General features: G+C 57.0%; 21 protein-coding genes and 2 pseudogenes. 6 read left to right on the top strand and 17 right to left on the bottom strand.

The window, feature by feature from the left end; translation table 11 throughout:
• Position 1: 1 nt before the first annotated feature.
• The 7 genes and pseudogenes from QA644_RS35010 to QA644_RS34980 all read right to left on the bottom strand — a co-directional run bounded on the left by QA644_RS35010 (position 2) and on the right by QA644_RS34980 (position 6,709).
• Positions 2-790: an ABC transporter permease gene (locus tag QA644_RS35010; RefSeq protein WP_283074207.1), complete on the bottom strand. Its 789-nt coding sequence runs from the start codon at positions 788-790 to the stop codon at positions 2-4.
• 3 nt (positions 791-793) lie between these two features.
• Positions 794-1,708 carry a nodulation factor ABC transporter ATP-binding protein NodI gene (gene nodI, locus QA644_RS35005; protein ID WP_040114452.1) on the bottom strand — a complete coding sequence of 305 codons (915 nt, stop codon included), beginning with the start codon at positions 1,706-1,708 and terminating at the stop codon, positions 794-796.
• Between the two features lie 5 nt (positions 1,709-1,713).
• Positions 1,714-3,423, bottom strand: coding sequence for a nodulation protein NodU (gene nodU, locus QA644_RS35000; protein ID WP_283074206.1), 1,710 nt, complete (start codon positions 3,421-3,423; stop codon positions 1,714-1,716).
• Between the two features lie 33 nt (positions 3,424-3,456).
• A pseudogene (gene nodS / locus QA644_RS34995) lies at positions 3,457-4,117 on the bottom strand (nodulation methyltransferase NodS).
• The gene (gene nodC, locus QA644_RS34990; protein WP_283074205.1) at positions 4,092-5,450 is read right to left on the bottom strand and encodes a chitooligosaccharide synthase NodC; all 1,359 of its coding nucleotides are present in this window, start codon (positions 5,448-5,450) and stop codon (positions 4,092-4,094) included. Before nodC ends, nodS begins: the two are co-directional and overlap by 26 nt.
• A gap of 12 nt (positions 5,451-5,462) precedes the next feature.
• Complete coding sequence (nodB, locus tag QA644_RS34985) at positions 5,463-6,122, bottom strand: chitooligosaccharide deacetylase NodB (RefSeq protein WP_283074204.1); 660 nt, start codon at positions 6,120-6,122, stop codon at positions 5,463-5,465.
• Positions 6,119-6,709: a NodA family N-acyltransferase gene (locus tag QA644_RS34980; RefSeq protein ID WP_283074203.1), complete on the bottom strand. Its 591-nt coding sequence runs from the start codon at positions 6,707-6,709 to the stop codon at positions 6,119-6,121. The genes nodB and QA644_RS34980 overlap by 4 nt, the downstream gene beginning before the upstream one ends.
• A 329-nt stretch (positions 6,710-7,038) precedes the next feature.
• On the opposite strand from QA644_RS34980, the pseudogene QA644_RS34975 reads away from it, so the two are divergent.
• A pseudogene (locus tag QA644_RS34975) lies at positions 7,039-7,188 on the top strand (LysR family transcriptional regulator); the annotation flags it as partial.
• Positions 7,189-7,336: 148 nt separating this feature from the next.
• Here the strand turns inward: QA644_RS34975 and QA644_RS34970 are convergent.
• Positions 7,337-7,969 carry a helix-turn-helix transcriptional regulator gene (locus QA644_RS34970; protein ID WP_283074202.1) on the bottom strand — a complete coding sequence of 211 codons (633 nt, stop codon included), beginning with the start codon at positions 7,967-7,969 and terminating at the stop codon, positions 7,337-7,339.
• A gap of 783 nt (positions 7,970-8,752) precedes the next feature.
• Between QA644_RS34970 and QA644_RS34965 the strand changes: the two genes are divergently transcribed.
• A complete protein-coding gene (locus tag QA644_RS34965; RefSeq protein WP_283074201.1) occupies positions 8,753-9,226 on the top strand; it encodes a protein psiB in 474 nt (157 codons plus the stop codon).
• Between the two features lie 990 nt (positions 9,227-10,216).
• Entirely contained in the window at positions 10,217-11,509 is a 1,293-nt protein-coding gene (gene repC / locus QA644_RS34960; RefSeq protein WP_283074200.1) for a plasmid replication protein RepC, read from the top strand.
• A gap of 270 nt (positions 11,510-11,779) precedes the next feature.
• On the opposite strand, the gene QA644_RS34955 is transcribed toward repC, so the two are convergent.
• Complete coding sequence (locus QA644_RS34955) at positions 11,780-12,283, bottom strand: helix-turn-helix transcriptional regulator (protein WP_283074199.1); 504 nt, start codon at positions 12,281-12,283, stop codon at positions 11,780-11,782.
• 1,065 nt (positions 12,284-13,348) lie between these two features.
• On the opposite strand from QA644_RS34955, the gene QA644_RS34950 reads away from it, so the two are divergent.
• Positions 13,349-13,924, top strand: coding sequence for a hypothetical protein (locus QA644_RS34950; protein WP_283074198.1), 576 nt, complete (start codon positions 13,349-13,351; stop codon positions 13,922-13,924).
• On the opposite strand, the gene QA644_RS34945 is transcribed toward QA644_RS34950, so the two are convergent.
• From QA644_RS34945 to fixL, 3 genes are all read right to left on the bottom strand, one after another.
• Positions 13,921-14,577, bottom strand: a complete 657-nt coding sequence (locus tag QA644_RS34945) for a helix-turn-helix domain-containing protein (protein WP_283074197.1) — start codon at positions 14,575-14,577, stop codon at positions 13,921-13,923. The genes QA644_RS34950 and QA644_RS34945 overlap by 4 nt on opposite strands.
• Before the next feature lie 172 nt (positions 14,578-14,749).
• The gene (gene fixJ / locus QA644_RS34940) at positions 14,750-15,364 is read right to left on the bottom strand and encodes a response regulator FixJ (protein ID WP_283074356.1); all 615 of its coding nucleotides are present in this window, start codon (positions 15,362-15,364) and stop codon (positions 14,750-14,752) included.
• Positions 15,357-16,874, bottom strand: coding sequence for an oxygen sensor histidine kinase FixL (gene fixL / locus QA644_RS34935; RefSeq protein ID WP_283074196.1), 1,518 nt, complete (start codon positions 16,872-16,874; stop codon positions 15,357-15,359). Before fixL ends, fixJ begins: the two co-directional genes overlap by 8 nt.
• Before the next feature lie 258 nt (positions 16,875-17,132).
• On the opposite strand from fixL, the gene hemN reads away from it, so the two are divergent.
• Together hemN and QA644_RS34925 are read left to right on the top strand one after the other, a co-directional pair.
• On the top strand, positions 17,133-18,485 hold the full coding sequence (gene hemN / locus QA644_RS34930) for an oxygen-independent coproporphyrinogen III oxidase (RefSeq protein WP_283074195.1): 1,353 nt from the start codon (positions 17,133-17,135) through the stop codon (positions 18,483-18,485).
• Positions 18,482-18,670, top strand: coding sequence for a hypothetical protein (locus tag QA644_RS34925; RefSeq protein WP_283074194.1), 189 nt, complete (start codon positions 18,482-18,484; stop codon positions 18,668-18,670). The genes hemN and QA644_RS34925 overlap by 4 nt, the downstream gene beginning before the upstream one ends.
• A gap of 128 nt (positions 18,671-18,798) precedes the next feature.
• On the opposite strand, the gene QA644_RS34920 is transcribed toward QA644_RS34925, so the two are convergent.
• From QA644_RS34920 to ccoG, 5 genes are all read right to left on the bottom strand, one after another.
• Positions 18,799-19,482 (bottom strand): OmpW family protein, encoded by a 684-nt coding sequence (locus tag QA644_RS34920; protein ID WP_283074193.1) that lies wholly within the window; start codon positions 19,480-19,482, stop codon positions 18,799-18,801.
• Positions 19,483-19,954: 472 nt separating this feature from the next.
• Positions 19,955-20,104 (bottom strand): cbb3-type cytochrome oxidase assembly protein CcoS, encoded by a 150-nt coding sequence (gene ccoS, locus QA644_RS34915; protein ID WP_074070766.1) that lies wholly within the window; start codon positions 20,102-20,104, stop codon positions 19,955-19,957.
• A 47-nt stretch (positions 20,105-20,151) separates the two neighbouring features.
• Positions 20,152-22,395, bottom strand: coding sequence for a cation-translocating P-type ATPase (locus QA644_RS34910; protein ID WP_283074192.1), 2,244 nt, complete (start codon positions 22,393-22,395; stop codon positions 20,152-20,154).
• On the bottom strand, positions 22,392-22,886 hold the full coding sequence (locus tag QA644_RS34905; protein ID WP_283074191.1) for a FixH family protein: 495 nt from the start codon (positions 22,884-22,886) through the stop codon (positions 22,392-22,394). Before QA644_RS34905 ends, QA644_RS34910 begins: the two co-directional genes overlap by 4 nt.
• Positions 22,883-24,457 carry a cytochrome c oxidase accessory protein CcoG gene (ccoG, locus tag QA644_RS34900; RefSeq protein WP_283074190.1) on the bottom strand — a complete coding sequence of 525 codons (1,575 nt, stop codon included), beginning with the start codon at positions 24,455-24,457 and terminating at the stop codon, positions 22,883-22,885. The genes QA644_RS34905 and ccoG overlap by 4 nt, the downstream gene beginning before the upstream one ends.
• Positions 24,458-24,725 lie beyond the last annotated feature (268 nt).

Raw genomic sequence — 24,725 nt, 5'->3', positions numbered from 1 at the left:
GTCAAGGCATCAGACGCCGACGAAACAGTGCCGCCGACAGGAAAAACGGCAATACCGCGTAGATGCAGAGCGCGCCGATATGCAGGCCCATGCTGTCGGCCGGACGGCCAAGCATGGCCGGACGAATGAGGTCGATTGCATGTGCCAGCGGCAAGAAACGTGCTGCCTGCTGGAAAACGTCGGGCAATTGAGTGATTGGAAAGACCGCGCCACACAGGAACAACATGGGTGTGAGGACGAGCGTCTGGTAAAACACGAAGTAGTCGTAACTGGGAGCAAGCGCGGTGATGACCATTGCCAGGCTCGCGAAGGCTAACCCGGTGAGCGCGATGACTGGCAGCGCATAGAGGATGGACGGCCACGCCGCATAACCCAGCACGGCGGCAACAATTGTTATTCCGGTACCGGCGAGAAAGGCCTTCGTGGCTGCCCACGCCAATTCGCCAAGAACGATGTCGCCCAGCGTAAGCTGTGTGTAGAGGATTGCTTCCCATGTGCGCTGAGCGTGCATGCGAGCGAAAGCCGCATAAATCGTCTCGAAGGTCGCAGAGGTCATTGCGCTTGTCGCGACCATGCCGCCTGCCAAAAACGCCACATACGGAGTACCGTCAACGCGACCTACAATCACTCCGAGGCCAAAGCCGAGACCGAACAGGTAGATCATAGGATCGGCCAGGTTGCCGAGAATTGACGCGAGCGCGACCTTCTTCCACGCCAGATAGTTGCGGCGCCAGACTGCGATCCAGTTCCAAGCGTTGGCGGGCAGTGCCGCGGCACACAGTTCACGCATCGTTCATTTCTCCATCTCGCGCCCGGTCAGCCGCAAAAAAACATCCTCGAGATTTGGCGGCCGCTGCAGAAGACGCAAACCCGCATGCCCGCGCAGTTGCAGGCGCACCTGTTCCGGATCGGGCGCATAGCAAAAGAGTGTCTCGCCACTCACCTCGATACGCTGCGCATAGGGGCTGATGAGCGAACGCAGTTCATGCGGATTGCCGCCGTAGATCTCGATCACCTGGCACCCGATCTGCTCGTCGATCAGCGCATGAGGGCGGCCTTCGGCGATCTTGCGACCTCTTTCGAGCACGCACAGCCGATCGCACAACCGCTCGGCCTCTTCCATGAAGTGGGTCGTCAAGATAATCGTTATGCCGCGCGCCAGTAGGGAACGCAGGCGCTCCCAAATCAGGTGGCGCCCGTGCGGATCGAGCCCGGTGGTCGGCTCGTCCATTACAAGCAACTGCGGATCGTTGATCAACGCACGCGCCAGCGTCAGGCGCCGCTTCATGCCGCCGGACAGTTCAGAGACGCGCGCATGGGCCTTGCTCTCCAGGCGGGCGAACTCGAGGAGCGACGGGATCACCGCTTCGACCTCGCGTGTGCTCATGCCGAAGTAGCGCCCGAACACCAATAGATTTTCGCGCACAGTAAACTCGAGGTCGAGATTGTCGAACTGCGGGACCACGCCGATGCGCGCGCGGGCCAAGCGAGCGCGAGCCGGCACCGGCACGCCGAGCACCGTAATCTCCCCCGCATCAGGCGATGTCATGCCGAGGACCATTCGCGCAATCGTGCTTTTGCCCGCGCCGTTCGGTCCCAGCAGGCCGAAGCATTCCCCTGCGGCAACGCGGAACGACAACCCGTCGACAACCACCTTGTCCTCATATGTCTTGCTTACGCCCGCAAGATCGATTGCTACCGTGGACATTGCGTTCATCTTACCGTGAAGGTCGCGTCGTCTGGCGATCGCTCAGTTACCTGCGTTTTCGTGAACAGCTGGCCGTCGCACCATATGTGTTCAACGCGTCCCCACTCGCAGGCTGCAGCTGCATCCGGGAAAAAGCCACGTCCATGGTAATTGGCACTCGTGTTGCAAAGCAGCGGAATGCCCGTGAGTTTTTCATATTCGACGAGTAGCTCGGCGACTTTGTGTTGAGAGCCTCTGGATATCGTTTGAAGTCGCGCAGATCCGTCGAGATGGACAACAGCAGGGATTTTGTCCTGCCATTCCATTCGCGTGTCGTGATCGAACAACATGTAGGGATCCGGCGTTCCGGGGCTGAATATTTCCGGCGCACGGTCCTCCAGGCATATCGGCGCTACAGGCCGGAAGTGTTCGCGAAGTTTGACTTCGTTCAGAAAATCCTTCATTTCGGGCGAAGTCGCGGCTGCGAGAATGCTTCTACCTCCTAACGCCCGTGGTCCAAGCTCGGCGCGCCCGGAAAGGAAAATGACGGGCTTGTTGCCGGCGAGGATGCTGGCGAGTTCCGGCATACTGCACGGCGTGGCCTCCCATCCGGGCGGCGCATGGCCACTTTGCAGGACCGGGCCACTGTAGACCGACCATTCCAGCGGTATGAAGCCTTGCTGCGCCACCATTGCGCTGCAAGCGGCGCCGATTGCCGAGCCGCTGTCATTCGGAAAAGGCGGTACCCAGACGGAATCGAAAAGGCCCGACCCCCGCAGTGCACTGTTCCATTTGATATTGAGGCCGCAGCCGCCGGCTATACATAAATTTTGCTGTCCCGGAAACGGATGGCGCTTCAAGGCAATTGTCATTTCGCGGACGAGGAGACGCTCAAGGAAGAGGTGAAACGATGCCAGCACGTCTTCGGGTGGCTTTTCTCCCAATCGGAGGACGCTGGCATCGAAGAAATCATGCACAGCCGCAAGCGTCGTATCTGCGCTGTTGATATCCGCGCGGTAACGACGGGCAGGCTCGGTGTTGGCCGCAAAGCGCTCCTCGTAGAGCTCCTGAAACACCGCCACGATGTCTTCATCAACCGACCCAAGTGCTATATAGGCCATCAGCTTGCCGGCGACACCTAGATCCCAGCCACCGCGGCTCGCCCGCTTATAAGGTCCGAAATAATGGCCTGCGGCAGCGTAGGCTTGGCCTATCACCGGGAACAGGCATTCGAGGAACCGCGCGCCCCGGCCGTCCACATAATAGAGGCGCGGAAAGATGCAGCCATCCCACACCAAGCAGAACGCGGGTTGTCCGGCCGTCGCAAAGGGGCTGGTGCAGTATGCGGAGGCCACATGGCCCGTCACATGGGGATAGCTCTTATAAGGAAAAACCCGGTCATCCAGCAGCAAGCCGGAGCCGTCGAGGCAATCGAGAACGCCCTCGGCATGGCGTTCAACATAAGGCGCCCCCTTGAGTGTTAGGGGAACCACCCCACTGAGGACCTGGAACTGCGACTCGTCCTCACCGTCCCAGCCGTCGATAACGAATTGATCAACATCGCACGCATTCAGACCGTGTTCCGCCAAAGCGGTGACAACAGCGTCGAGATTGTCGATCGTTTGATATCGTGGATTGTTGTCCCGCTTCTCCTGCTCAATGCAGAAGACGAGCCGTCCGTCTTCGATAAGGGCGATCGCCCCGTCATGGGTCAGCTTGATACCACAGATGCGCATAGTGTCTCCATGTCTAGTCGACCGTTCGATTCATCAGGAACCGGAAACCGGATTCCGGAAACGGGCGAGCAAGCAGTCTTCGTTGATCGATTCACCCCGGCACTCAAGACGCTCTACCTCGATCAAGGTTTCGTTCAACATGGCGATGACCGTCTCAGCACCGGCAGCGTGACCCCAGCGCCGGCAATTGGCATCGCGTGCCGATCCGAAAACCAGGTGCCCGCCTGGCGCAAGCAGTCGCATCAAATTGCGGACGGCCGCGCGCATCTCGGCTATGTCTCCGACATAGTAGAGAACCTCCGCCACAACGATCAGGTCGAACAGCTCGTCAGCCGAAAACTGCTGAACATCGGAGACTATCCAGCTGATGTGCGGCGGCTCCTTCATCCGTCGGCGTGCTAGAGCAATCGCTCGGGGCACGACATCGATCACCGTGAGCCGTTGGCAGGAGGGCGCTAGTCTCTCCGTGAATGCGCCGGCAGCGCACCCCACTTCGAGTGCATTTGTGATAGAACCTTGGTCAAGAGACAGTCGGAGCATTTGCGTGTGACGCTCGCGCTCGAACGGATTGCCGTCGAGCCGCCACGGATCGTCTGCGGCCAGTTCCCGACTCAGCAATTCATGATTCATGTTCTGGGTCAAACTCGTCCACCTAGGTAAAGTAACTATCACTCGTCGCTGCAAACGACGTCAGATGTCATTGGCCTCGCGGAATCCCGCGCGAGACTGAACCTGCGAAGCGGAGTCGCACGGCTCGAGTATTCGGCAGTCCCTGATTCAGGGATCGGACTTTGGATGGGGCTCTGCTTTCCCACCTTGTTTGAAGGGTTGGCAGTAGAACCGCGCGACAGCCAATCGCTATTGCTCAATGTGCACAACGCATAGGCTTTCAAGGGCAGTAGGAGAAAGATGTTGATGAATGTGTGCAGCGAAAAGCCCAAAAATCGAAGTTGGCGAGCACGAAACGCTACAACGGTGCAGCGAATCATCGTCATGGATACAATCATCAGGCATGTCCACCAAGGGACGGTGTCTGTCAGTGCGAGCTCTGCAAGCCCAGTTAGTACCGATAGCGCGAGAAGCAGTGGCCCGAGATTCTGTCCGACCACGTCCAACGTGAGATAGCGATCGAGGCCGGGCAGTAGGCGCAGCCCAAGCAGCGTGTCCCGGAACGTGCTGCGTGCCCAGCGAAGTTGTTGGCGCAGATACGGTCCTAGTCTGTCCGGAACGACTGTAGCCGCGATAGCGCCTGGAACGTACTCGGTTCGAAATCCTGCCCTCAGCATGAGGATAGTGAGATGGCGATCCTCGCCGAAGTCGCTTGGCTTGCCCCGAAAAAATTGCGACTCGTATTGATCGAGCAGCGAAAGGAGCGCGGACCGGCGATACATAGCACATGGGCCGCAGCAGCACATAACGGCACCGAAGCGAGCCTGTGCCGCACGCTCCTCGTTGCAAGCCAGCCAGTACTCCATATCGATCAACCGGGTCAACCAAGTGTCGCTCCGATTACTGGCCGTCAACTGCCCCATGGCCGCGCCGACCGCTGGATCTTGCATCTTCGGTACGAGCTTCGCGATGACGTCGGACGCGAGTATCGTGTCTGAGTCGACGTTCAGCACCAAATCTCCGGAGGAGCGGCGTATCGCGGCGATCTGCGCCTTGCGCTTTCCAACGTTCTCGGGAAGCAGAATGATTGTGAACATAGGATCGAGCGCGTAGGCGGTATGTACAGGTGCGACAGCGTCGCGATTTCTGGAACCGTCATCAACCACATAGACTCGGACGTCCCCGGCGTATTCCTGGTTTGCAATGGAAGCCAGACACTCCGAAAGCGTGCGCGGGTCTTCGTTGAAACAGGGGACGATGACATCCACACTCGGCAGCTGGTCGAAGCCGATCAGGTCCTCCGACTCTGATGAATTGTTTGCCGGCGCAGCGTAAACGACCTGCATGCTTTTATAAGCAGTCGAGAGCAGCGCATAGAGTGAAATGGCGACAGTGCTAGTTGTGTCAAGCAGATTCATGGAATATCGCTTTCAGTGGTCTTGAGGAAGCGCGCTGATTACAAATCCGCGGTCATGCAAAGCTGGAATGATGCTAGATAGCGCCGCGATGGTCTGGTAGCGCAGACTGGCGTCAGTGCCCGGTTGCAACTCGCTGGGAGGGCATCCGTCGTGCAAGAGCACAATTGCGCCCGGCCGGATAGAGTCGAGCACTGCATCGACAATGGCGTCCACCCCGGGAAGAGACCAATCTCGCGGATCTACCGACCAATGGACGGCGGCCAGTCCAGCGCTCGCCGCCGTAGTGAGCACTTCTTCGGTCCAGATCCCATATGGTGCGCGGATGTGCCGCACTGAGGCTTGCGGGGACGCCATTGTGATGGCTCTGTTCGCCTCGAGTATTTGACGTTGCACTTCGCCGGGTTCGCATGTGGACAAGTCCGGATGCGTCATCGTGTGGTTAGCGACTTCGTGCCCTTCTGAAATCATTCGTTGGATCAGTTTTGGCTGATCTGCCGCGTACTCGCCGATGACGAAGAAAGTCGCCGGTACCCGGTGTTCAGCCAACACGTCGAGAACTTCAGGTGTGCAAAATGGATAAGGACCGTCGTCGAACGTCAAATAAACGCTGCGCTGGCCGGTGCCGTCAGCGCACTCGCTGGGCACTTCGGATAAGCAATCGAGGTGTGTCATAGCTCTGGTCCGTTCCGATCGATCATCGTACCGGTGGGCCAATCGGACATCGAACGTCCAACTGGCAGAACGATGACCAGTGGATCCTCGACGCGCGTGGGCGGCAGATCGACACGCGCGTGTGGCAGCGTGGACCTTACGCTTATTCCCGACAACACGGTCACCAGGCCGTGTCGGCCGAACCTCTCAATATGTTTCCGCAGCTCTGGCCGAACCGTGCCGAAAGCGAATGGAACTTGAAGCTCCTGCAGTGTCGGAAACATGACATGGATCGAATGGGCGATTCCGAGTCCCTCAAGATTCGGACGGACCCCATACAAGCCTAGTTCAGCCACCAGCTGGTCGACTCCGTCAACCTTGATGAAACGGCGCAGCAATCCCATATGAGCCGCCACGCCACTTGAGTCATAGGCGATTGCCCGAAGTTCAGGTCTTGCTCCGGCCCAGCTTTGACTACCTTCGAACGGCTTTGCATTAAAGACCCCAGTCGGCCCATAGGTTTTGCGAAAGAACTCGGCAAGTTCTACATGGTCGGCGAGTTCCAACTCGTTTTCCCAGCACAGCCTCCACCGCACCTCAGAGCGCATGCAAAGACCTCCTTTTTCTTGCTGTTGTTTTGAAGCACGCATTGTGCGATCGAAGCAGCGGTCCGTTCGCTGCACGTCAGACACTGTCGCCAGAGATCGCGATATCAGCCAATCGGGATGGTAGAACTTTTCGACAGTACTCGCGCTTGAGATGATAAGCTCTCTCAATACTTCCGACCTTCCTGAGCCGTTCGTAGACTTATGCCGACTTACTTGTCCGGCAATTGCCAAACTTGTCGGGTTATCGACATTTTCCTAATGCATCATCGGGAGATTGGTAAAATTGATTGTTTGGATGGCATGCATCCACGTTATGGATAGATGGAAACATGCGTTTCAAGGACTTTGACCTGAACCTCCTCGTTACGCTCGACGCGCTGATGACCGAGCGTAACCTCATGGCGGCGGGACGCAGCACCAACTTAAGCCAGCCGGCCACCTGTGCGGCCTTCGCCCGGTTACGCGCCTGTTTCCGCGATTGAGCTGTTACGATGAATGGCTAGGAATTTGTCCCAACGCCGCGTGCGCAAGGCTCGCCTCGGCAGCCTGCGACGGCGCGGAGCGTTTGGTCTTGGTTTTCTGATAAAACTTCATCCGGGACCGACGCCGTTCTATTTTTTGACGCTGTCATCTGCTTCCCGTTTCGCCATCGACTGCAGTGGCGCACGAAGGCGCGGCGTTCGCCGCACCATCGCCGCTATCGCCACAGGTCTCTTCTATGCGGCTTAGTAAGCTGAAAACATCCCGTAAAATCTCTTCATCAAAAGTGCGCAACTTCTCGATAGTAGCCAACAGCAGAACCGCTTTGGTTTCAGTCTCGCCCCAAAGGTGGCGTGCTGCCGGCGCGATAATCTCTTCCGGAGTTGCATCCAAAACCTCACAGAGATGAATCAGTCGGCCCACCGTGAGACGGGAGACTTTATTTTCGTAGCGGCCGTAAACCTGCTCGCTGATACCAAGCAAGGGCGCTAGTTTCGAGCGAGGCAGTTTTCGCTTATTGCGCGCTTCGCGAAGGCTGATACTGATTTGTTTTTCCAATTCGGCGCTAAGTGCAATCTGCCCGTCAAAAGGTTTTCGATAGACCGGCTTGTCTATGCCCGGATCATCGACTTGTTGCAAACCGAGTTCATTAATCCATTGCTTCAATGATGGTCCTGACATTGCTCCGACTGAGGTTGATGCTCCAAGCTCTTTATACGGAAAAGTGATGTGCTTGGAACCATTAATATCGCGATTTCGATCATATTTGGCGCGTTTCAATGTGGCGGAGCCCCATTCTCGCGGCATCGTGCGTATAAAATTATATTTGTTATCAATGATATATATGCCTGGCACACCGGAGTTGCTTCGTGTTCGGAATGTCCAGTTGCGCCAAATTGGTTACCAATGCATTTGGTGAGGCTTGGCGAAAATTGTCGTGCATTTCGTCGTCTAGCACCAGGCACGTCCTTTTTGACAGGCATGGTGGCCTTTTGCCTTACACCCGCATGGACCCTTCTCGATTCACGGCCATTCACTGACGGCTGCGTGCGTCGGCTGTTGGACGGCGATGTCCACAGGCCTGCTTCAGAAAGACGACGGCCGGAGTGGCGGTTCGTTGATTGCCGACAAAGGCGGCGGCCATGAAAGGCGGAGTTTTTCCAACTGCCATGGATTGAATTGTGCAATCAAGTTCTCAAAGGACAGTGGCTCCGTTATCTACCTTGGATTGCACACCAACTGGGCGATATACCTTGATCGAAATAATCGCTCGAAAACTCTTAACAGAACTTTTGTTTACAAAATTGGCGCAGTCAGGATGCAGCCTCGCTCCTGTTTTCATCGCGATATCGCCGGGAATATTGTGTCTTTTCAACATTCCCTAATATTGTTTTCCCCAGCCGCGGGCAAATCAATTTGGCGCATAAGCCGTTTGCACAACCGGATGAAAATCAGCATATTGCGGCATGGCGTTGCTATGCAGGGTTGGTCACGCAAATTGCTGAACCTCCCTTGTCATGCGTTAGAGGACGAGATCGCTTTAAGGAAATTGAGGGCCACGACATGAACAATATCGCATACGTATTGGAGTCGGATACGACACTCTTTCGAGCTGTTGAGCTTCAAATTGGCATCAGCTTTTCGCCAATCTATGATTTGGTTGGTAGTTCACTGATCGAGATGATCCGCTTTGACGATATGCACTCGCTATTCTTAGATGAAGAAGCATTGCGAGATGGGCTCACCGCCTTCACAGTTTTCGATGGCTGCCTCAAACCTCTTGCCGGCAAAATCGTTCTTGTCGGAGGCGACGGAAGGGAGCCTTATCACTCCCCCCTGATAACGATTGCAGACGCGGCGGCACGTTTCCAGTGTTGCCGCCCGGTGCTCGACCCGGTTTTTGTGGAACCTGATGACGTGATGTCGAACGGCCTCATTTTTCCGAGCGCATTGGCGGGACTGCAATTCCGCATCGATCGTCGCCCCCCGATACTTGTGGAGGGGCCGCATGATGAAAATCGCGGTTCGGGAAAATAATACCTTCTCCATTCGCGGGAACTTTCGCAGGCGTGGCGGCAAAGGATATCGAGCCGAAACTTAACGGCTCATCCAAATCGGCGATCCATTGCCGAACTTGGCCGACTGGCGCAACGGCTAAAATGGATTCGCCGAGTGGAATGGAGCCGTGGGAAAGGGCGAGCACCGATTCGGGAGCTCGAAATGAAAGCCCTGCGTACTGTCACGCCCACTCATCCAACCGCGTTGGGCAGCGGAACCCAATGTGTGAATTGAGTTTATCATGGGTCTCGCTGTCGAAGCAAAAGCGCATGTGAATTTCGAGTGTCGCTCGCCGATCTGAAAGCACGCAAGGAGAAGGCGGGCAGAGCCGTCCAGCGGAGGCCGCTCCGTGCGCCAATGACTGGGCCAATGCGTCCAAGCGATTCGTCAGCCGTGCAGTGGATCGTTGCCTGACTCGAAGAGCTGACGCCAAGCAGGCCTACCACTCGCGTGGACCTGTGTCCCACTGCTCAAACAATAAGTACGACAGGGGGAACTTTGCTTTCCCTTGCGTCGATGGTCATCGACTCGAACTGCAGGCGCCGAAGGCCCCGAAACTGCCGCCCCCCGTCATCAATACCGCGAAGCAAAATGGATCGTCGCGAATGCAATTTTCGTGCGCACTGTCCATCCAAAATACTCATAAAATTTAGACGTATAGGTGCTGTATAGGTCAAGCTCGCATCGTGCGGCAACCCATACAAGCCCCGCATCTTGCGCCAAATTGCTTTGTTGCGATATGCTTTCTCGTATTCAACACAACGGTTCCGACGCGTAAGTCGGGCTTGAAACGGAGATGATGAAACCGACCAGAAAAAGAAAAACCGCTCCCGAAGAAATCCGGAAGCGGGTCTGTAAGAGAATAATTTAAGCCAAAACCTTTCTCGCAGACCCATACTTCCTTGTCAACAGAAAACACCGTTTCGGTGAACGGCGGAGCTTTACCTGGTCCTCAACGGAGACGAGGGCATGGAAGATATCATCGCGTATCGGCGGCCAGTAGGCCGCAGGATAACGCCTCAACGCACCGAATTCCGCCGACTCGCACAATCGGCCGAAATCGGAACGGTGACACGCGCTCAACTGGCAGTGCTTGTTCAAAATCTGACCTGCACAGGGGTGATAAATGGGACAGAAAGCCATCTTTTGCTGGCATTGATCAACACCGCTCCCGCCGAGTCTTTCGATCGATCGGGGCGACCGATTGTGTTCAAATCGAACCGGCAATTGGCTTTTGAGATCGGCCGTTCAGTTGGTCGGGTCAGCCGAATGCTTTCCCGCCTTTTCGATGTGGGTCTGATCACGACGCAGGACAGCGGGAATTACAAACGATATCCGATCCGAAACGCTGATGGCGAGATAACGGATGCGTGCGGAGTCGACCTTCGAATTCTGATCGTGCGTTATGCCGAGCTTCATGAGCTCGTGAAGGAGGTGCGTGCGGAAAAGAAGGCAGCAGAGGCCGCGCTTCGGCGCTATCGAGGAGCGTTGCGCAATACCCGTTATGCCCTCGCTGCTGCTGCTGATCTTGGCGCAGCAGCGCGCCAACGTGTCGCCGGTCGCATCGAGCGCATCAGCAGTTATGTGGAAGTGCCTGCCAAGGCACCAAGCGAGTTGCTGCGCCGCGCTACATTCCTTCTTGAGTGGACCATCGATCGGCTGATGCAGCTCGCTCCCCGATATCGAAGTGAGCCCGCCGCTCGAAAAACGACATGCGTGTATGTCGAAAACGGCATGCACAAACAGATTACACTCTCCTATCAATCTAAACGTAGTAATGATGAGCAATGTCTGGCTCACGCCGAAGAACCTAATTTCTCGAAAGCTGGCGCCAGCAAAGGGGCTTTTGAAAAAAGTCTGGGGAGCCGGCAGAGCTCAGTCAACGAGCAATATGATCAGCGGAAAGCGCTGGTTGCTCTTCAGGAAGTCTTGCGCGCAGCGCCGGCGCTTAGGGAGCTTGGGTACAAACCCAACACCTGGGCGGATCTGGTCCGGCTGACACCGATGTTGTGCCGCTATGCCGGGATCTCGGAGGATGCCCGCCGCCGCGCTGTCGAGAAGATGGGTGAGCAGCAAGCCGCCGTGGCAGTGGCGATTACCCTTGAAAAAACAAATCGCCAGGACGTCAGCTCGCCGGGCGGATATTTGCGGGCAATGACTGAGCGAGCCGCCGCGGGCAAATTATACCTTGCCCGCTCTGTTTTCGGGCTCGCTGCCCGCAACTCCCTGGAGGCCAAACATCGAGACATCGGGCAAACTTAGCAGGTCAGTTCGCCGCTTCGCCCTCGGGGATGGCCTTGCCAACCGGCAATGATTTTCGCACGCACGTCCAGAGGGATCGACGGCGACCATCAATATCGGGTTTTCGGGCAATCGGCGTATGCGGTGATCAAACGGAAATGAAGAGTGCAAGGCTTGTTGTTGGGGTTGGGGTGTCTATCCCGGCAAACCGACGGAAACACGTCGGCTGCTACATCGATAAGCACCAATACCGCCAGCTGGTCGACCGGGGCTTCATAGTACAGATCAAGCTCACTTGGCGGTCTCCGTTCCGCCATTGATCCCTCTTTCGTTCTGGTTTTCATCGGGGATCATTCGCTGCAAGAGCCGAATGAGATCGCGCGTCGTGTCGCTCGGAAGGCTCCTAAGTATCCGAGCCAGCGTTAGACAATCCTCTGCTTCCTCTGGTGTTCGCCCCCAAAGATGGGGCGCAGCTTCAAAGATCATATCTATAGGCATGAAGCCGAGAATCTCGCAGAGATGAATCATCCGAGTGACAGTCATTTTGGAAAATGCCCGCTCGTAACGTCCGTACACAGGTATCGACAGACCAAGCATTGGGGCAACGTCGGCGCGAGAGAGGCCTTGAGCTTCGCGCGTTTTCTTCAGAAATGCGCTGATCAGTTCCTCCATGTGCCCCAGGGTTGTAATTCTGCCATCAAAACCGGGCTTTCGATAGATTGGCTTGTCAACTTCTGGATCGGCGGTGCTGACGAGGCCTCTTGAACTTCTGTAACTTGCTAGATCTTCCGTCACCGCCCGTCCCTTTTTTCCAGCCACTCGTTGGTTGGCATGCACCAGCTTGAACCGATTTGAATCACTTTGTCACCGCCACATTTCAGTCGTTTCTTATACCTTTTGGAGATTTTTTGAGTTATAGCAATTTTTGAGGTCTTAGCCAAATTGCTTCAGTAATCCACGCCCCACGAACACAAATCAGGGGCGCGGAAATTGGTCGCTTGGTTCTGGAAAAGATCCGCCGGTCTTTGCTGCAAACGCCATCCAATCATCTAGATTAACTTGAATTTTGGTCCAAATTCACGTTTAGCCCTTCGGCCAGCTCAGGGTCGCCTTCAGCCGTTATCGTCGATCTCGATATTCATCACCCATGCGAAGGACCGATCCATTTCCGTGTCCATTGATATCCCATTTGGCTAGCTGGGAAAGCCCGGCCATGGCCTGAGCATCACTCGGCCAGGGGGCCTTATCGGCTCTCACTCTTGCAATCCCTGTAAGTCAATTTGATTTCTGAAAACTCCGCCTCGTTCAACTAAGAGGCAACCGAAAGAAAGCGCTCTATAGATCCAAGACGCGGCCGAAGGAAAGGCAAAAATTCAGCGTGATCTAAATGAGATTCGTGAAAACTGCGGTATGAGGAAGCAACCTACGCGCTATCACCCCGGCTTTCGTGATGAGAAATCAAAGAACGTAGGATATCGATTTATAATCACTTTTCACCGGGTATATGGTCGAAGACCTGATTGCCCGCCACATCATCGTCACCGGCCTGTAAGACGATTTTGCCGCCGTGGTGAGGCTTGGCCCACAGGGCGCCACCGACTTCAGCCCTGCCGACGATCTGGCACTCGCCAATTCTGTGCGCTCAAAGCTGTGATCGCCGTCGCCTCGGCTCGCGGGTGCCCATCGGGAGCATGAGGCGCTGAAGCCCAGGCAGGCGGTGGAGCATTGTCTATATCAGCATCGGCTGCATCGCCAACGCAGTCCTTTCTTTCGACGTCCTATACATGACGCTGACGTGCATGCCAGCGTCCATGAAGGCGCGGCTAGCAAGGTATCGGCGATCTGCTTAACGCATAGATGATGTCGAAAGCTCCGCCGACAGCATATGACGAAAGCGGCATAAGCATCTGTGGATCGTCGTCGAAAGTCCCTATTCAATGGCTACCCGATGCGCTGATCGCCTGGTTTGGCGAGCACGGCGTGGCCATGGAGCAGATCGGTCTTGACGCAGTGGCTCGGCTCCATGCCGGGATGACAAAGGCGGGTCCGGCGGTCGAACTGATCGAGACGCGCCACGTGCGTGCGGCCTTCAAGACGATGCCCGTGGAGACCGACAAGAAGGATGCGCGGGGTATTACGCAGATGATGCGGCTTGGCTGGTTCAGAGCAGTCCACTGCAAATCTCTTCCAGCCCAGGAAGTGCGCGCGCTGCTGACCGCCCGCAGGTTCATTCAGGGCAAGCTTCACGACATCGAGATGAGCTTGCGGGGCATTCTGCGAGGCTTCGGCCTCAAGGTGGGGCCGACGACGCGGCGTACCTATGCGGCACGGATCCGCGAGCTGATTGAAGGTCATCCGACCTTGGAGGCGATTGCCGCGTCGCTGCTTCCTGACACGGATCAAAGATACCGACGGACCGGCATAATGGAGGGCTAAGATCGCAGTGCGGCCCGATGACAAAGCGAACGGAGCGCGTCCGGCTTTATGATGTCGACTGTCCTCACATGTCGCAGGGCGATCACCTTCCGCTCCTTCAACTCGGTCATGGCACGCGATACGGTCTCGATTGTCAGGGCGAGATAGTCCGCAATGTCCTGTCGCGACATCGGCAATCTTAGCTGCCGAACACCACCTAGACGGTCGGAGAGATCCATCAAGAATGCGGCGACGCGTTCAACCGCACATTGCCGCCCGATAACCAAAAGATGTTCCTGAGCACGCTTCATGCCGACCAATGCAAGTGCAAGAAGTTCCGGCGAATGCTCCTGGATAGGGCGCCGCGCAAACACGATTATTCTTGTCTCGGCGATAGCCTCGGCAAAAAAGCGATGCTTTGAGGCCGCTTCAAAGCCGAACGTCTCCCCTGCGAGATGGAAGGAAACAACCTGCCGCCGTCCGTCCGAGATGAGGCCGTATTCACGGACAGCTCCGGCACAAACCTGATAGCATTTATCCACTCTATCGCCTTCGGCATATATGACTCGGCCGCCCTTATATGTCACAACGAGGTGCGCCCCGGGAAATTGTGCCCGCGCAACGTTCTCCGGCATTACGACACTCTGCGCTGCGGGTTTGAAAGTGGCATGCATGTCGTATTCCTCATGGTTTCGGGGAAGATTGCCAGTTCTTGCCACGGCGAAAAACTCGGTTACCTCACTACGGGAAATTACTTAGACGGGACGCCGTGCGGTTTGCGCCAGCGAGCCCCATTAAAAAGGCCTGCGGCACGACGGCGCATTGCGCGAGGTCGACACCGCGAAACTAAGAAGGCCCGAAACCGGCAGCGAGAGCCATGCGCACGAGATGTGGGAGGTTTTTTGCTTTCATTTTTGACATGGCGCGGGCGCGATGCACCTCCACCGTGCGGGCACTGATATCGAGATCATGGGCGATCGATTTGTTCGGAAAGCCGGCCACTACGGCACAGAGCACCTGGCGCTCTCTCTCGCTCAGGGTTTGGAGGCGCGTTTGAATGTCGGTGATCTCGTCGGCGTCGGGCCCTGGAACGATGAGATGTTCTGACGCTCGTTCGATTGCCTCTATGATCACGGTGTCCTCGAAAGGCTTTTCGATGAAGTCGACTGCGCCCGCTTTCATGGCCTCGACTGCCATCGGTACATCGCCATGTCCGGTAATCACGATGGAAGGGATGGGGATCTTTTTCACACCGAGTTGCCTGATGAGATCGAGACCCGAGATCTCCGGCATCCTGAGGTCAGTGACCAGGATTCCGTTATGGATGCTCGGGGCGAAGGAAAGAAACGAGGCGGCCGATTGATGCAACTTCACGGCATAGCCGTTGATGGCCAGCATGAAGGCAAACGATTTCCGCACCGGCTCTTCGTCGTCGACAATATGAACTGTGTAGTCAGTCATTTCCACCCGTTCGTCCTTCCCCATAGGCGGGCAGCGTGAACCGGAACGTAGCTCCGCCAGCCGCATTTTTCGAGACTGTCATTTCACCACCATGGGCTTCGACAATCCGTTTCGAGATCGAAAGGCCGATGCCCATTCCGCTTGCCTTGGTCGTGACGAACGGCTTGAAGAGGTCCGCGGCAATTTCTTCCGGAATGCCTCCGCCGGTGTCTTCCACAATGACGGCGACTTCGCCGGCATCGGTGGGCATCGTGCGGATCGTGAGCTCGCGATAATCGACATGGCGCATCGCCTCGATGGCGTTTCGCATCAGATTGATGAGGACCTGTTGGATCTGAACACGATCGACCATCACCATCTCAGCACCGGGCAGGTATTCGAACACAGTCATGACGCCGTTCGCGCGGGAACCGACGAGCGCCAGCGCGCCCGCTTCCTCCACCAGTTTGCGAATGTCTTCGAGTGCCTTTTCCGTTTCGCCTTTCGTGACGAACTCCCTAAGACGTTTGATGATCTGTCCCGCCCGCAGGGACTGGCTCGCAATCTCTTCCAAGGCACCTCGCACTCTCGTTGCGAGGGTGTTGTCCATGTCGCGCAACAGCCTCGTACACCCCTGAGCGTAATTTGCGATCGCTGACAAGGGCTGGTTCAGTTCGTGTGCAAGCGTCGATGCCATTTCGCCCATTTCGCTCAGGCGGGCCAATCTCGCCAATTCAGCCTGAATTTGTTCGAAGCGAGCGGCAGATTCTTCTCGCTCCGTCAGGTCTCTGATGAAGCCTGTGAAAAACCGTTCACCGCTCGATTTCATCTCGCCCACGGTTAGCTTCATGGGAAAGGTCGATCCATCCTTCCTGCGCCCGTCGACAACACGATCGATGCCGATGACGCGCTTCTCGCCGGTTCTAAGGTACCGTTGCATATAGCCGTCGTGGTCGCCTCGATAAGGTTCAGGCATCAATACTCGCAGGTTCTCGCCGATGACTTCCTGTTCCGCATACCCGAACTGCCGGACGGCGGCGGCATTGAAGGAAACAATCGTGCCATCGGCCGCAATGACCACCGTCGCGTCGGGCAATGTGTCCAAGATCGATCTCAGATGCGCATCGCGGGCCGCCACGAGAGTTTCCATCTTGGCGATGGCGTGTCTCGTCGCCTGGAGCGACTTTCCCAGACAAGCAATCAGAAACACCGACGCGCCAAAGAAGACCAATTCGACGCCAGTCGGATCGACGGCATCATGCCATCGCTGAACAAAGATAGCTGCGGCAAGCGACGCTGCCGCAGTAAGCACGACTGGCTTCAAGCCGCCGACCATTGCGACGATCAGAATTGCGGGGATAAACGAAAACAGAATAAGCCTGTCGCCGATAAGCTCCGAAAGTGCCAATCTCAGTGCAAGAATAACCAATGGAGCCGCGGTGACGATAATATAGGTCGCGATCGGCTTGCCTCGCCACCTGACGAACATCCTGCTGAGTCGCGTCCTCCCACCAACGCTTTGTGAATGCATTCCGTGATCCACCATAGGATTAGTTACTGTGGCTACGCCGCCTCTCGACTGGCAGAGCGCAATTGAGCCGCATGCTTTTCATAGACCATGCTGCTGCCATCAGTCATCCCGCCATTTGCCTATGTGTCCGCGCTCGACCGCGGAGATAAATCACCGGAAGCCCGAAGCACTCCTTTGTTTTCGATCAACGAACTAAGCGAAGCGCGCACCTAGAATGCGACACAATGCCCAAGCACCCTCTGGAGAGAAGGATTTCAAATGCAATCGGCTCTTGTTGCAAAATATGGCGAGGAGCGCTTGCCTCGCTATACCAGCTACCCGACATCGCCGTGCTTCTCACTCGGTATTGATGCCAGCACCTATGACGACTGGCTTACCGCCATCCCTCTGGAGAAGGCGGTGTCTCTTTACGTGCACATACCGTTTTGTCAGTCGATGTGCTGGTATTGCGGCTGTCATACGACCGTCACGCGCGGCGACCAGCCGATCCTCAACTACCTGCAAATGCTGCGAGAGGAGATATGCCTTGTATCTGAAAGGACGAAGGCGCCACTCAATATCCATCATCTGCACTTCGGTGGAGGAACGCCAACAATCATGGGGCCGCAAAAAATGCTGGGCCTGATTGGGCTTCTGCAAGAGCATTTCGACTTCACCAGTACCAGCCAGATCGCGTTGGAAATCGATCCAAGGACGCTGGAGGAGGAGATGGCGGCGGTTCTCGGGGAAGCGGGGGTCCACCGAGCAAGCCTCGGGGTGCAGAGCTTCGATCCGGTGGTGCAGAAGGCGATCAACCGGACTCAAAGCGATGAACAGACGATGCAGGCGGTGTCTCGCCTGCGTCGGGCGGGCGTCGACAGCATCAATTTCGATCTTATCTACGGTCTGCCGCACCAGACGGTCGAATCCTGCATCGAGACGACCAAGGTCGCCATCGAGATGCGCCCTGACCGTTTGGCCGTCTTCGGCTATGCGCACGTACCTTCCTTCAAGAAGCATCAGCGACTGATCGACGAAGGCGCGCTCGCCAACGCGGAAAGCCGTCTTGCCCAGGCGGAGGCAATCGCGGAAAACCTTCTTGCAGCCGGCTATCGCCGCATTGGGCTCGACCATTTCGCTTGGCCGGGAGACAGTCTAGCGGTTGCACAGGCAAACGGCCAACTGCATCGCAACTTTCAGGGATACACCACCGACGCCTGTGAGACGCTCATCGGTTTCGGTGCATCGGCAATTGGCCGCATGGCAGGCGGCTACGTCCAGAACGAGGCACTCCCCGGTCGCTACGCGCAGCGGATCGCATCCGGGCGCTTTGCGACAATGAAAGGCTATCGCTTGTCGGCCGAGGATCGGCTGCGAGCAAACGTCATCGAGCGCCTGATGTGCGACTTCCAAGTCGACATCCCGGCCCTCGCGGCCGAACATGGCTTCGATTCTGGCGCACTTCTCGACGATAATGACAGGCTCACCATGCTGGAAAGCGACGGAATTCTTGAAAACGCGGGCGGCGTCATTCGTTTGCGGGAAGAAGGGCGATTTCTGATCCGCGCCGTTGCTGCCGCTTTCGATTCTTATCTGCTGCAATCGGCGCGGAGCTACAGCAAGACGGCTTGAAGTTCCTCTCTGCACTGCCGGAACCATGCCGGGCTCTGGTTCGCGACCTGCCCCAACTCGCCAACCGGTTTGATCTGTTGCTGGGAACGATCAAACAATTACAGGGCATCGCAAACTGTTACTTTAAGGAGAAGACCGGCATGGAATGCGACAATAAATCCCTCACCCCGCTCAAGACAGTATAGGAGGGTCATTGGCGTTCGCTGTGCGCCTGCGCACAATCATCTGGACAGGGTGACATCCTCTAACTTCGTTGCTTTCAGGAGAAGGTCGAACCAAAATTGGTACTCGAGCCGCCCAGAATTTCACCGGACTAAAAACGGTAAGTAACGCCGGCGCCGATTAGCCATGGATCGAGCTTGGCCTTGCCGCTGACGCCGGCGCCGCCGACATTGGCATCGAAATCAGGTCTCAGGAAGATTTTCTTCGCGTCAAAGTTCACGCCCCAATGATCGTCGACCATATAGTCGAAACCGGCCTGTAAGGCGACGCCGAAGGTGTTCTTTACATCAAGGCTGCGGGCACTCTTGCCGGACTGGTTGTAGAACACCGTGTAGTTGACGCCGGCGCCGACATAGGGCCGAAAAGTGCCGAAATCGGTGAAATGGTATTGTAGGGTCAGCGTTGGCGGCAGCAGCCATGTCTTGCCGACCTCGTCGAGCGCTGAAATCGAGCCACCGCCATAAACCTTGGCGTAAGTTGTGCCGAGGATGAGTTCTGCAGCGATATTATCGCTGAAGAAATATGAGATGTCGAATTCCGGTATGACCGTATTCGAAAAGGAAAGGTCCGAACCCGGCAATCCGTCGACGCGGCCGGAGTCGTTGGTGATCACGTCAAGTGCCCGCAAGCGTAACTGCCACGGGGTCGGCTCTGCCTCTGCAGCAGCACCAGGCGCCGCACCATGTGCGGTCGTCGTATCCGCCGCTTCCGCGGTACAGGCGGCAACCAAAGCTGTGACGGCCATGATGGCGCGGACGATGTTGCTGGATTTCATTTTCCTCTCCTTTGATCGAGTTTCGTAACGGTCGAGAGAAATAACACCGTTTGACGTGTAGTGACTTGAGCTGGATCAAATGGAGAAAACTAGTCTTATTCTAGCCTCAGATATCTCTCATTCGCTCGCTGATATCGACGATCATTTCCAATATCAGCGTTAGCGCATTCCACTTCCGGCGCACAGATGCTGACCTGACGGCAAATCGCCGCCTGTCGACATTCCTCGCCTGTCCACGCCTCTGCGAAATATCGGCAATTGAAATTATGCACCGAAGGTGCCTCTGCAAAATAACTGCGGACCTTTGCCCGTTGAACGTCGCCCTTTCAACACCGCGACGGGTTGCTAAGCCTGAGCGACATACGCTTTAGATCGGCCAGCAAAAAAAGTGGCTCCAAAGTCGAACAGCACCAGCAGCGGCAGCGATGAACCTCATGCTACCACCAGCAAGGGCAGCGCTTCTGCTTGCGGTTCACGGTGCATCGTCATCATCGGCCAATATACGGCATGAAGCCCCGTCCAAATCATCGTACTGCCCGCTCTTTAGCGACCACAAAAAGGCTTGCAGGCCAAGCGCACCCATGAACAATGCGAGCGGAATGAGATAGATCAGTATGCTCATGGTAGCGAGACCTTCTTCAGCGAGGCAAAATCCTCGACATCAAGTGTTCATTTTCTTGGCCGTTTCCAGCCGTTGAGCCGCAGCGCATTGGTCACGACAATGAGCGAAGACGTTGACATCGCCACAGCAGCGATCAGTGGCGTTGCATAGCCAGCGATCGCGACCGGGACGGCCAATACATTGTAGCCAATGGCAAGCGCGAAGTTCTGGCGGATCAAAGCGGCCGTTCTTCGAGCAACCAGGAGGGCTGCGGGAACAGCGTCGAGGCCTTCGCCCAGGAAGACGATGTCTGCCGCCTGCCGGCCAACGTCGGAGGCGGTCGCGGGAGCCATAGACACATGCGCCGCCGCCAGCGCCGGCGCGTCGTTGATGCCATCGCCAACCATCATCACCTTGCTGCCCGCCTCGCTTAAACGGCCGCATTCTTCCACTTTCTGTTTCGGATTCAATTCCGCAATCGACCGGTCCACATGCAATGCCCGTGCCGTCGCTTCGACGACGGCTTGCCGGTCGCCCGAAAGGATCATCGTTTGCAATCCCGCACGACCGAGCTCGCGAATGGCGCGAGCCGCTCCCGGTCGAAGCGTGTCTTCAAAGTAGAAGCGGGAAAGTATGATGCCGTTCCTCGACAGCACAACCTCGGAAAGCGAACTACTCGCTTTTTTTTCGCGGGTCGGATTAGAACAAGCAAACTCCATCTTGCCGAGACGATACAGGCCGTCGGCGGTATCGACCCAAAGGCCGGCGCCCGCAAACTCGACAACGCTGTCAAACCGGCGCGCGTTGCTGCCGGCGCTACGCAGCAATGCCTGAGAGAGCGGATGGCGGGAATGCGCCGCAAGACCGGCTGCGATCGCCGTTTCCTCTGGGCCTGCATCCATCACCTCAAGGAGACGTGGCCGGCCAAATGTCAACGTGCCGGTCTTGTCGAACGCGACAGCATCGACTTCCGCGAGCCGTTCTAAAGCGGAACCGTCCTTGATCACGATGCCGCGGCGAAACAGGTTCCCTGCGGCAACGATCTGCACGACCGGCACAGCAAGGCCAAGCGCGCAGGGACAGGTGATGATCAGCACCGCGACCGCGACAAGCATGGCGTGCTTCCAATCGCCGCCAGCAAATCCCCAGGCAAGAAAGGAAACCAGCGCAAGCAAATGAACCGCCGGAGCATAAAGGCCGGCGGCGCGGTCGGCGATCCTGCGATAGCGCGCCTTTCCCCCTTCTGCCGCCTCCATAAGGTTAATGATCTCTGCAAGCAGCGAATTTTCCGCCGTCTTCGTGGCGCGAATGGTCAGCGAAGCCATGAGGTTCATCGCACCCGATCTCACCTCCGCGCCGGCCGCAACGGCGACTGGCGTGCTTTCTCCGGTGACGATGGAAAGATCCATCTCGCTCGTGCCGACGGTCACGACGCCATCGATCGGGCAGCGTTCGCCCGCAGCGATGAAGATGTTGTCACCAATGCCGATGTCCTTTACGGCAGTGTAGCGCTTGCTGCCATCGGCGGCCATCACCAGGGCGCCGCGCGGCGCAAGTCTCGCCAGGCTATTGATGGCAGCTCGCGCCTTTTCTCGCATGATGTGGTCGAGCGTGCGGCCGATGAGCAGGAAGAACAACAGCGACGCGGAGGCGTCAAACCAGGTGTGCTCGCCGTGATGGACAGCCTCCCAAAGCGATACGGCATAGGATAGGATGACCGCGAGCGAGATCGGCACGTCCATGTTGGTGCGCCCGTGCTTCAAGCCATTCCAGGCGGACTGGAAAAAGAAGCGCCCGGCATAGACAAGCGCCGGAGCGGCGATCACCGCCGAGATCCAGTGGAACAGGTCGCGGGTCGCCGCTTCCGCGCCGGACCAGACAGATATGGACAGCAGCATGATGTTTGCGGCCGCAAAGCCCGAGACAGCGACAGCCATCAACAGTTGGTCGCGCTGGGTATCGGTCTGGTCCAATACCGAAGTGGGAGTGAATACATGTACGCGATGGCCTGCGCCCATAATCGCCGACAGAATACCGGTTGGATCGACGGCGACATCCCCCAGTCGCTCGACATAGGTACAGCTGACCCGCCGGGCCGTCAGGTTGACCCGCGCGCCCTTCACGTAGGGAAGCTTGCGCAAAGCCCGCTCAATCGTTGAAATGCAGACTGCGCAGCGCACGTCTGGGACACTGAGGTCCAATTGACGCAATCCGTCCGCAAGCGGGTGGCTGGCCAGCGCGATCTCCTCGGCACTGACCGAGTGGTTGCCCAAGGCCATGACGCCTTCCGCATCCATGGTACAGCACGTCATCGCCCGTACTCCGCCATATCGATGCGCACGGCTTCCTGCATCACCGTGACATCCTTCTTCCGTGAGATGATTTCAACGATCCAGTCGCCTGACCGAACGTGATGTTCCACTTCGAAACGGCCTTCGCTTTTCTTCGTGAGGACGAGTTGGAAATCCTCACGGTCGCCGACGGGCCTCCTGAACCTTACCGTCACATCCTGGACCGTTGCCGGCGACCCGTCGCGATTGTGAATATCGTAATGGATGACGTCATGGCTGAGAGAAAGGTTGCCCGAGATGCCGCTCGCAGCCATTGCGCGCATCGCGGCGGCCTTGCTGTTGAATTCCTGACTTGCGACATAGGTGTCTTCAACCACAAGCCCGCTCCAACTCCTTGACGCGAACGTTGCCATCATAACGTTCATTCCAATCACCACGGCGAAGAACGCGGCCATGACGTTGAGCATATGATGGCCGGTGAAAGTGCGATGGACGGCGGCTTTGTCCCTCATTTTGGTGCTCCCGGCGTGTTGAAGGCGGCTTGGTAGGTTGCCTGGTCCGAATGATTTTCGTCCTCTATGACAAACCGGAATTCGCTGACGGTCGCAGCCTTGGCGTGTCGTGTTACGAACACTTTGAACGTCGTGGCCGCATCCGGATCCGCTTCAACCCTGAAGCGCCGGCCCTTCGCCTTGGAGTGTTCTGGGATTTTCATCGTCGCGCCATCCAGGCCCTCGAGCCGGATATCGATCTTCCTCGGTATCGGCACCATGTTGAGCACGCGAAGCGTATATCCGTTACGGATCGAGCCATCCGACTCCATCACATATTGTGGATTCCGGTCGTGAACCACGTTCAGTCCCAGCCGTTCCCGGAGCGCTAAATGCACGAGCAGGGCTATTCCGATCGACGCCCAGATTGCCGCATAAAAAAGGACACGCGGCCTGAAGATCACCCAGGAGGTGAAGTGCCGGATCCCCGCAACGAAGCTTCCGTCAGCGTGTCGGATGAGATTCGGCTGCACGGCGTTCTTTCCGCCATCGGTCGCAAGACTGACGTTGCCCGCATACTCACTCAGTGTCGCATAGGAGACCAGAGCACGCTGCCTGGCGAGCTTGGCCATCACACCGTTGCAGGCATCGATGCACAAGGCGCAAGTTATGCACTCCATCTGCTGGCCATTGCGGATGTCTATCCCCATGGGACAGACCGCAACGCAGGCATTGCAGTCCACGCAGTCGCCGACCAGCCGCCCCGATGCGCGGGCCTTCTTGGCATGACGCGAACGAGGCTCTCCGCGCCAGTCGTTATAGGTGACGACAAGGGAGTTTTCATCGAGCATAGCGCCCTGTATGCGCGGCCAAGGACACATGAAGATGCAGACCTGTTCCCTCATCAGCCCGCCGAGAATGTAGGTGGCCGAGGTGAGAACGGCGACGGTGGCGTAGGCAACGGCCGGCGCCTCGCCTTTGAACATGGCGGAAGCCAGGGAGCGCGCGTCCGCGAAATAGAAGATCCACGTGCCACCTGTAGCAGCGCCTATCAGCAGCCATATGAAGTGCTTGGCAACCCGCTTCACAATCTTGTCCAGTGTCCAGGGCGCTGCGTCAAGTTTGATGCGCGCGTTACGATCGCCTTCGATCGCATGCTCCACGGCAAGAATGAGATCGACCCATACGGTCTGCGGACAGGCGTATCCACACCATGCTCTTCCCACCGCAGAGGTCACCAGCAAGAGGCCGAAGCCGGCCATGAGCAATAGACCGGCGACATAGTAGAATTCCTGTGGCCAGAGCTCGATGAAAAAGAAAAAGAAACGGCGGGACGCCAGATCGACGAGGATCGCCTGATCCGGCGCATAGGGCCCGCGGTACCAACGGATCCACGGCGAAACGTAATAAACACCAAGCGTGATGAGCATGACGATCCATTTGAACCGTCTGAACCGACCCTTCGCCCGCTTCGGAAACACCTTCTTTCGCGCCGCATAAAGTGGCTGACGCCTGCGCCGGGTGCTGACCTTTTCGCCGTCGAACGGTTCGACGCGATCGTCAGGTGGGCCCGGAGCAACGTCAAGGTTCATCGCTTAGCACCCTGTTGATGATCCTCATCTCGCATTCGACGAGCCGAGCGTTCTTGACGTAAATCAAGGAGAGACGAACAAGCCGTCGGCTTAACCAAAAGAGCCACACTCCCTCCCGGAGCGTGGCTCGGAGGAACTACGGGGAGAGACCGCAGGGAACGTCCTCCAGCCGCGGACCATATCGTCTTGTGATGCTTCGGTCTTTAATCGAAATCAAATTCGCGATGAAACTTTCTCGTTTTTCGCGGTGGCCTTCTTCCCGCGCCAA

The sequence above is a fragment of the Rhizobium sp. CC1099 genome, assembly GCF_029714385.1.
Classification (GTDB): domain Bacteria; phylum Pseudomonadota; class Alphaproteobacteria; order Rhizobiales; family Rhizobiaceae; genus Rhizobium.
The sequence above is the reverse complement of the archived record's forward strand: the minus strand, read 5'-3'. Positions and strand labels throughout refer to the sequence as shown.

Excerpts from the sequence above, each read along its gene's own strand:
- repC (WP_283074200.1), top strand. The coding sequence starts at position 10,217 with ATGGAAGATATCATCGCGTATCGGCGGCCAGTAGGCCGCAGGATAACG.
- QA644_RS34905 (WP_283074191.1), bottom strand. The coding sequence starts at position 22,886 with ATGAGGGACAAAGCCGCCGTCCATCGCACTTTCACCGGCCATCATATG.
- QA644_RS34910 (WP_283074192.1), bottom strand. The coding sequence starts at position 22,395 with ATGACGTGCTGTACCATGGATGCGGAAGGCGTCATGGCCTTGGGCAAC.
- nodC (WP_283074205.1), bottom strand. The coding sequence starts at position 5,450 with ATGAATCTGCTTGACACAACTAGCACTGTCGCCATTTCACTCTATGCG.
- QA644_RS35010 (WP_283074207.1), bottom strand. The coding sequence starts at position 790 with ATGCGTGAACTGTGTGCCGCGGCACTGCCCGCCAACGCTTGGAACTGG.
- ccoS (WP_074070766.1), bottom strand. The coding sequence starts at position 20,104 with ATGAGCATACTGATCTATCTCATTCCGCTCGCATTGTTCATGGGTGCG.
- QA644_RS34965 (WP_283074201.1), top strand. The coding sequence starts at position 8,753 with ATGAACAATATCGCATACGTATTGGAGTCGGATACGACACTCTTTCGA.
- nodI (WP_040114452.1), bottom strand. The coding sequence starts at position 1,708 with ATGTCCACGGTAGCAATCGATCTTGCGGGCGTAAGCAAGACATATGAG.
- fixJ (WP_283074356.1), bottom strand. The coding sequence starts at position 15,364 with ATGACTGACTACACAGTTCATATTGTCGACGACGAAGAGCCGGTGCGG.
- hemN (WP_283074195.1), top strand. The coding sequence starts at position 17,133 with ATGCAATCGGCTCTTGTTGCAAAATATGGCGAGGAGCGCTTGCCTCGC.
- nodB (WP_283074204.1), bottom strand. The coding sequence starts at position 6,122 with ATGACACACCTCGATTGCTTATCCGAAGTGCCCAGCGAGTGCGCTGAC.
- ccoG (WP_283074190.1), bottom strand. The coding sequence starts at position 24,457 with ATGAACCTTGACGTTGCTCCGGGCCCACCTGACGATCGCGTCGAACCG.
- QA644_RS34945 (WP_283074197.1), bottom strand. The coding sequence starts at position 14,577 with ATGCATGCCACTTTCAAACCCGCAGCGCAGAGTGTCGTAATGCCGGAG.
- QA644_RS34920 (WP_283074193.1), bottom strand. The coding sequence starts at position 19,482 with ATGAAATCCAGCAACATCGTCCGCGCCATCATGGCCGTCACAGCTTTG.
- QA644_RS34980 (WP_283074203.1), bottom strand. The coding sequence starts at position 6,709 with ATGCGCTCTGAGGTGCGGTGGAGGCTGTGCTGGGAAAACGAGTTGGAA.
- nodU (WP_283074206.1), bottom strand. The coding sequence starts at position 3,423 with ATGCGCATCTGTGGTATCAAGCTGACCCATGACGGGGCGATCGCCCTT.
- QA644_RS34950 (WP_283074198.1), top strand. The coding sequence starts at position 13,349 with ATGTCGAAAGCTCCGCCGACAGCATATGACGAAAGCGGCATAAGCATC.
- fixL (WP_283074196.1), bottom strand. The coding sequence starts at position 16,874 with ATGCATTCACAAAGCGTTGGTGGGAGGACGCGACTCAGCAGGATGTTC.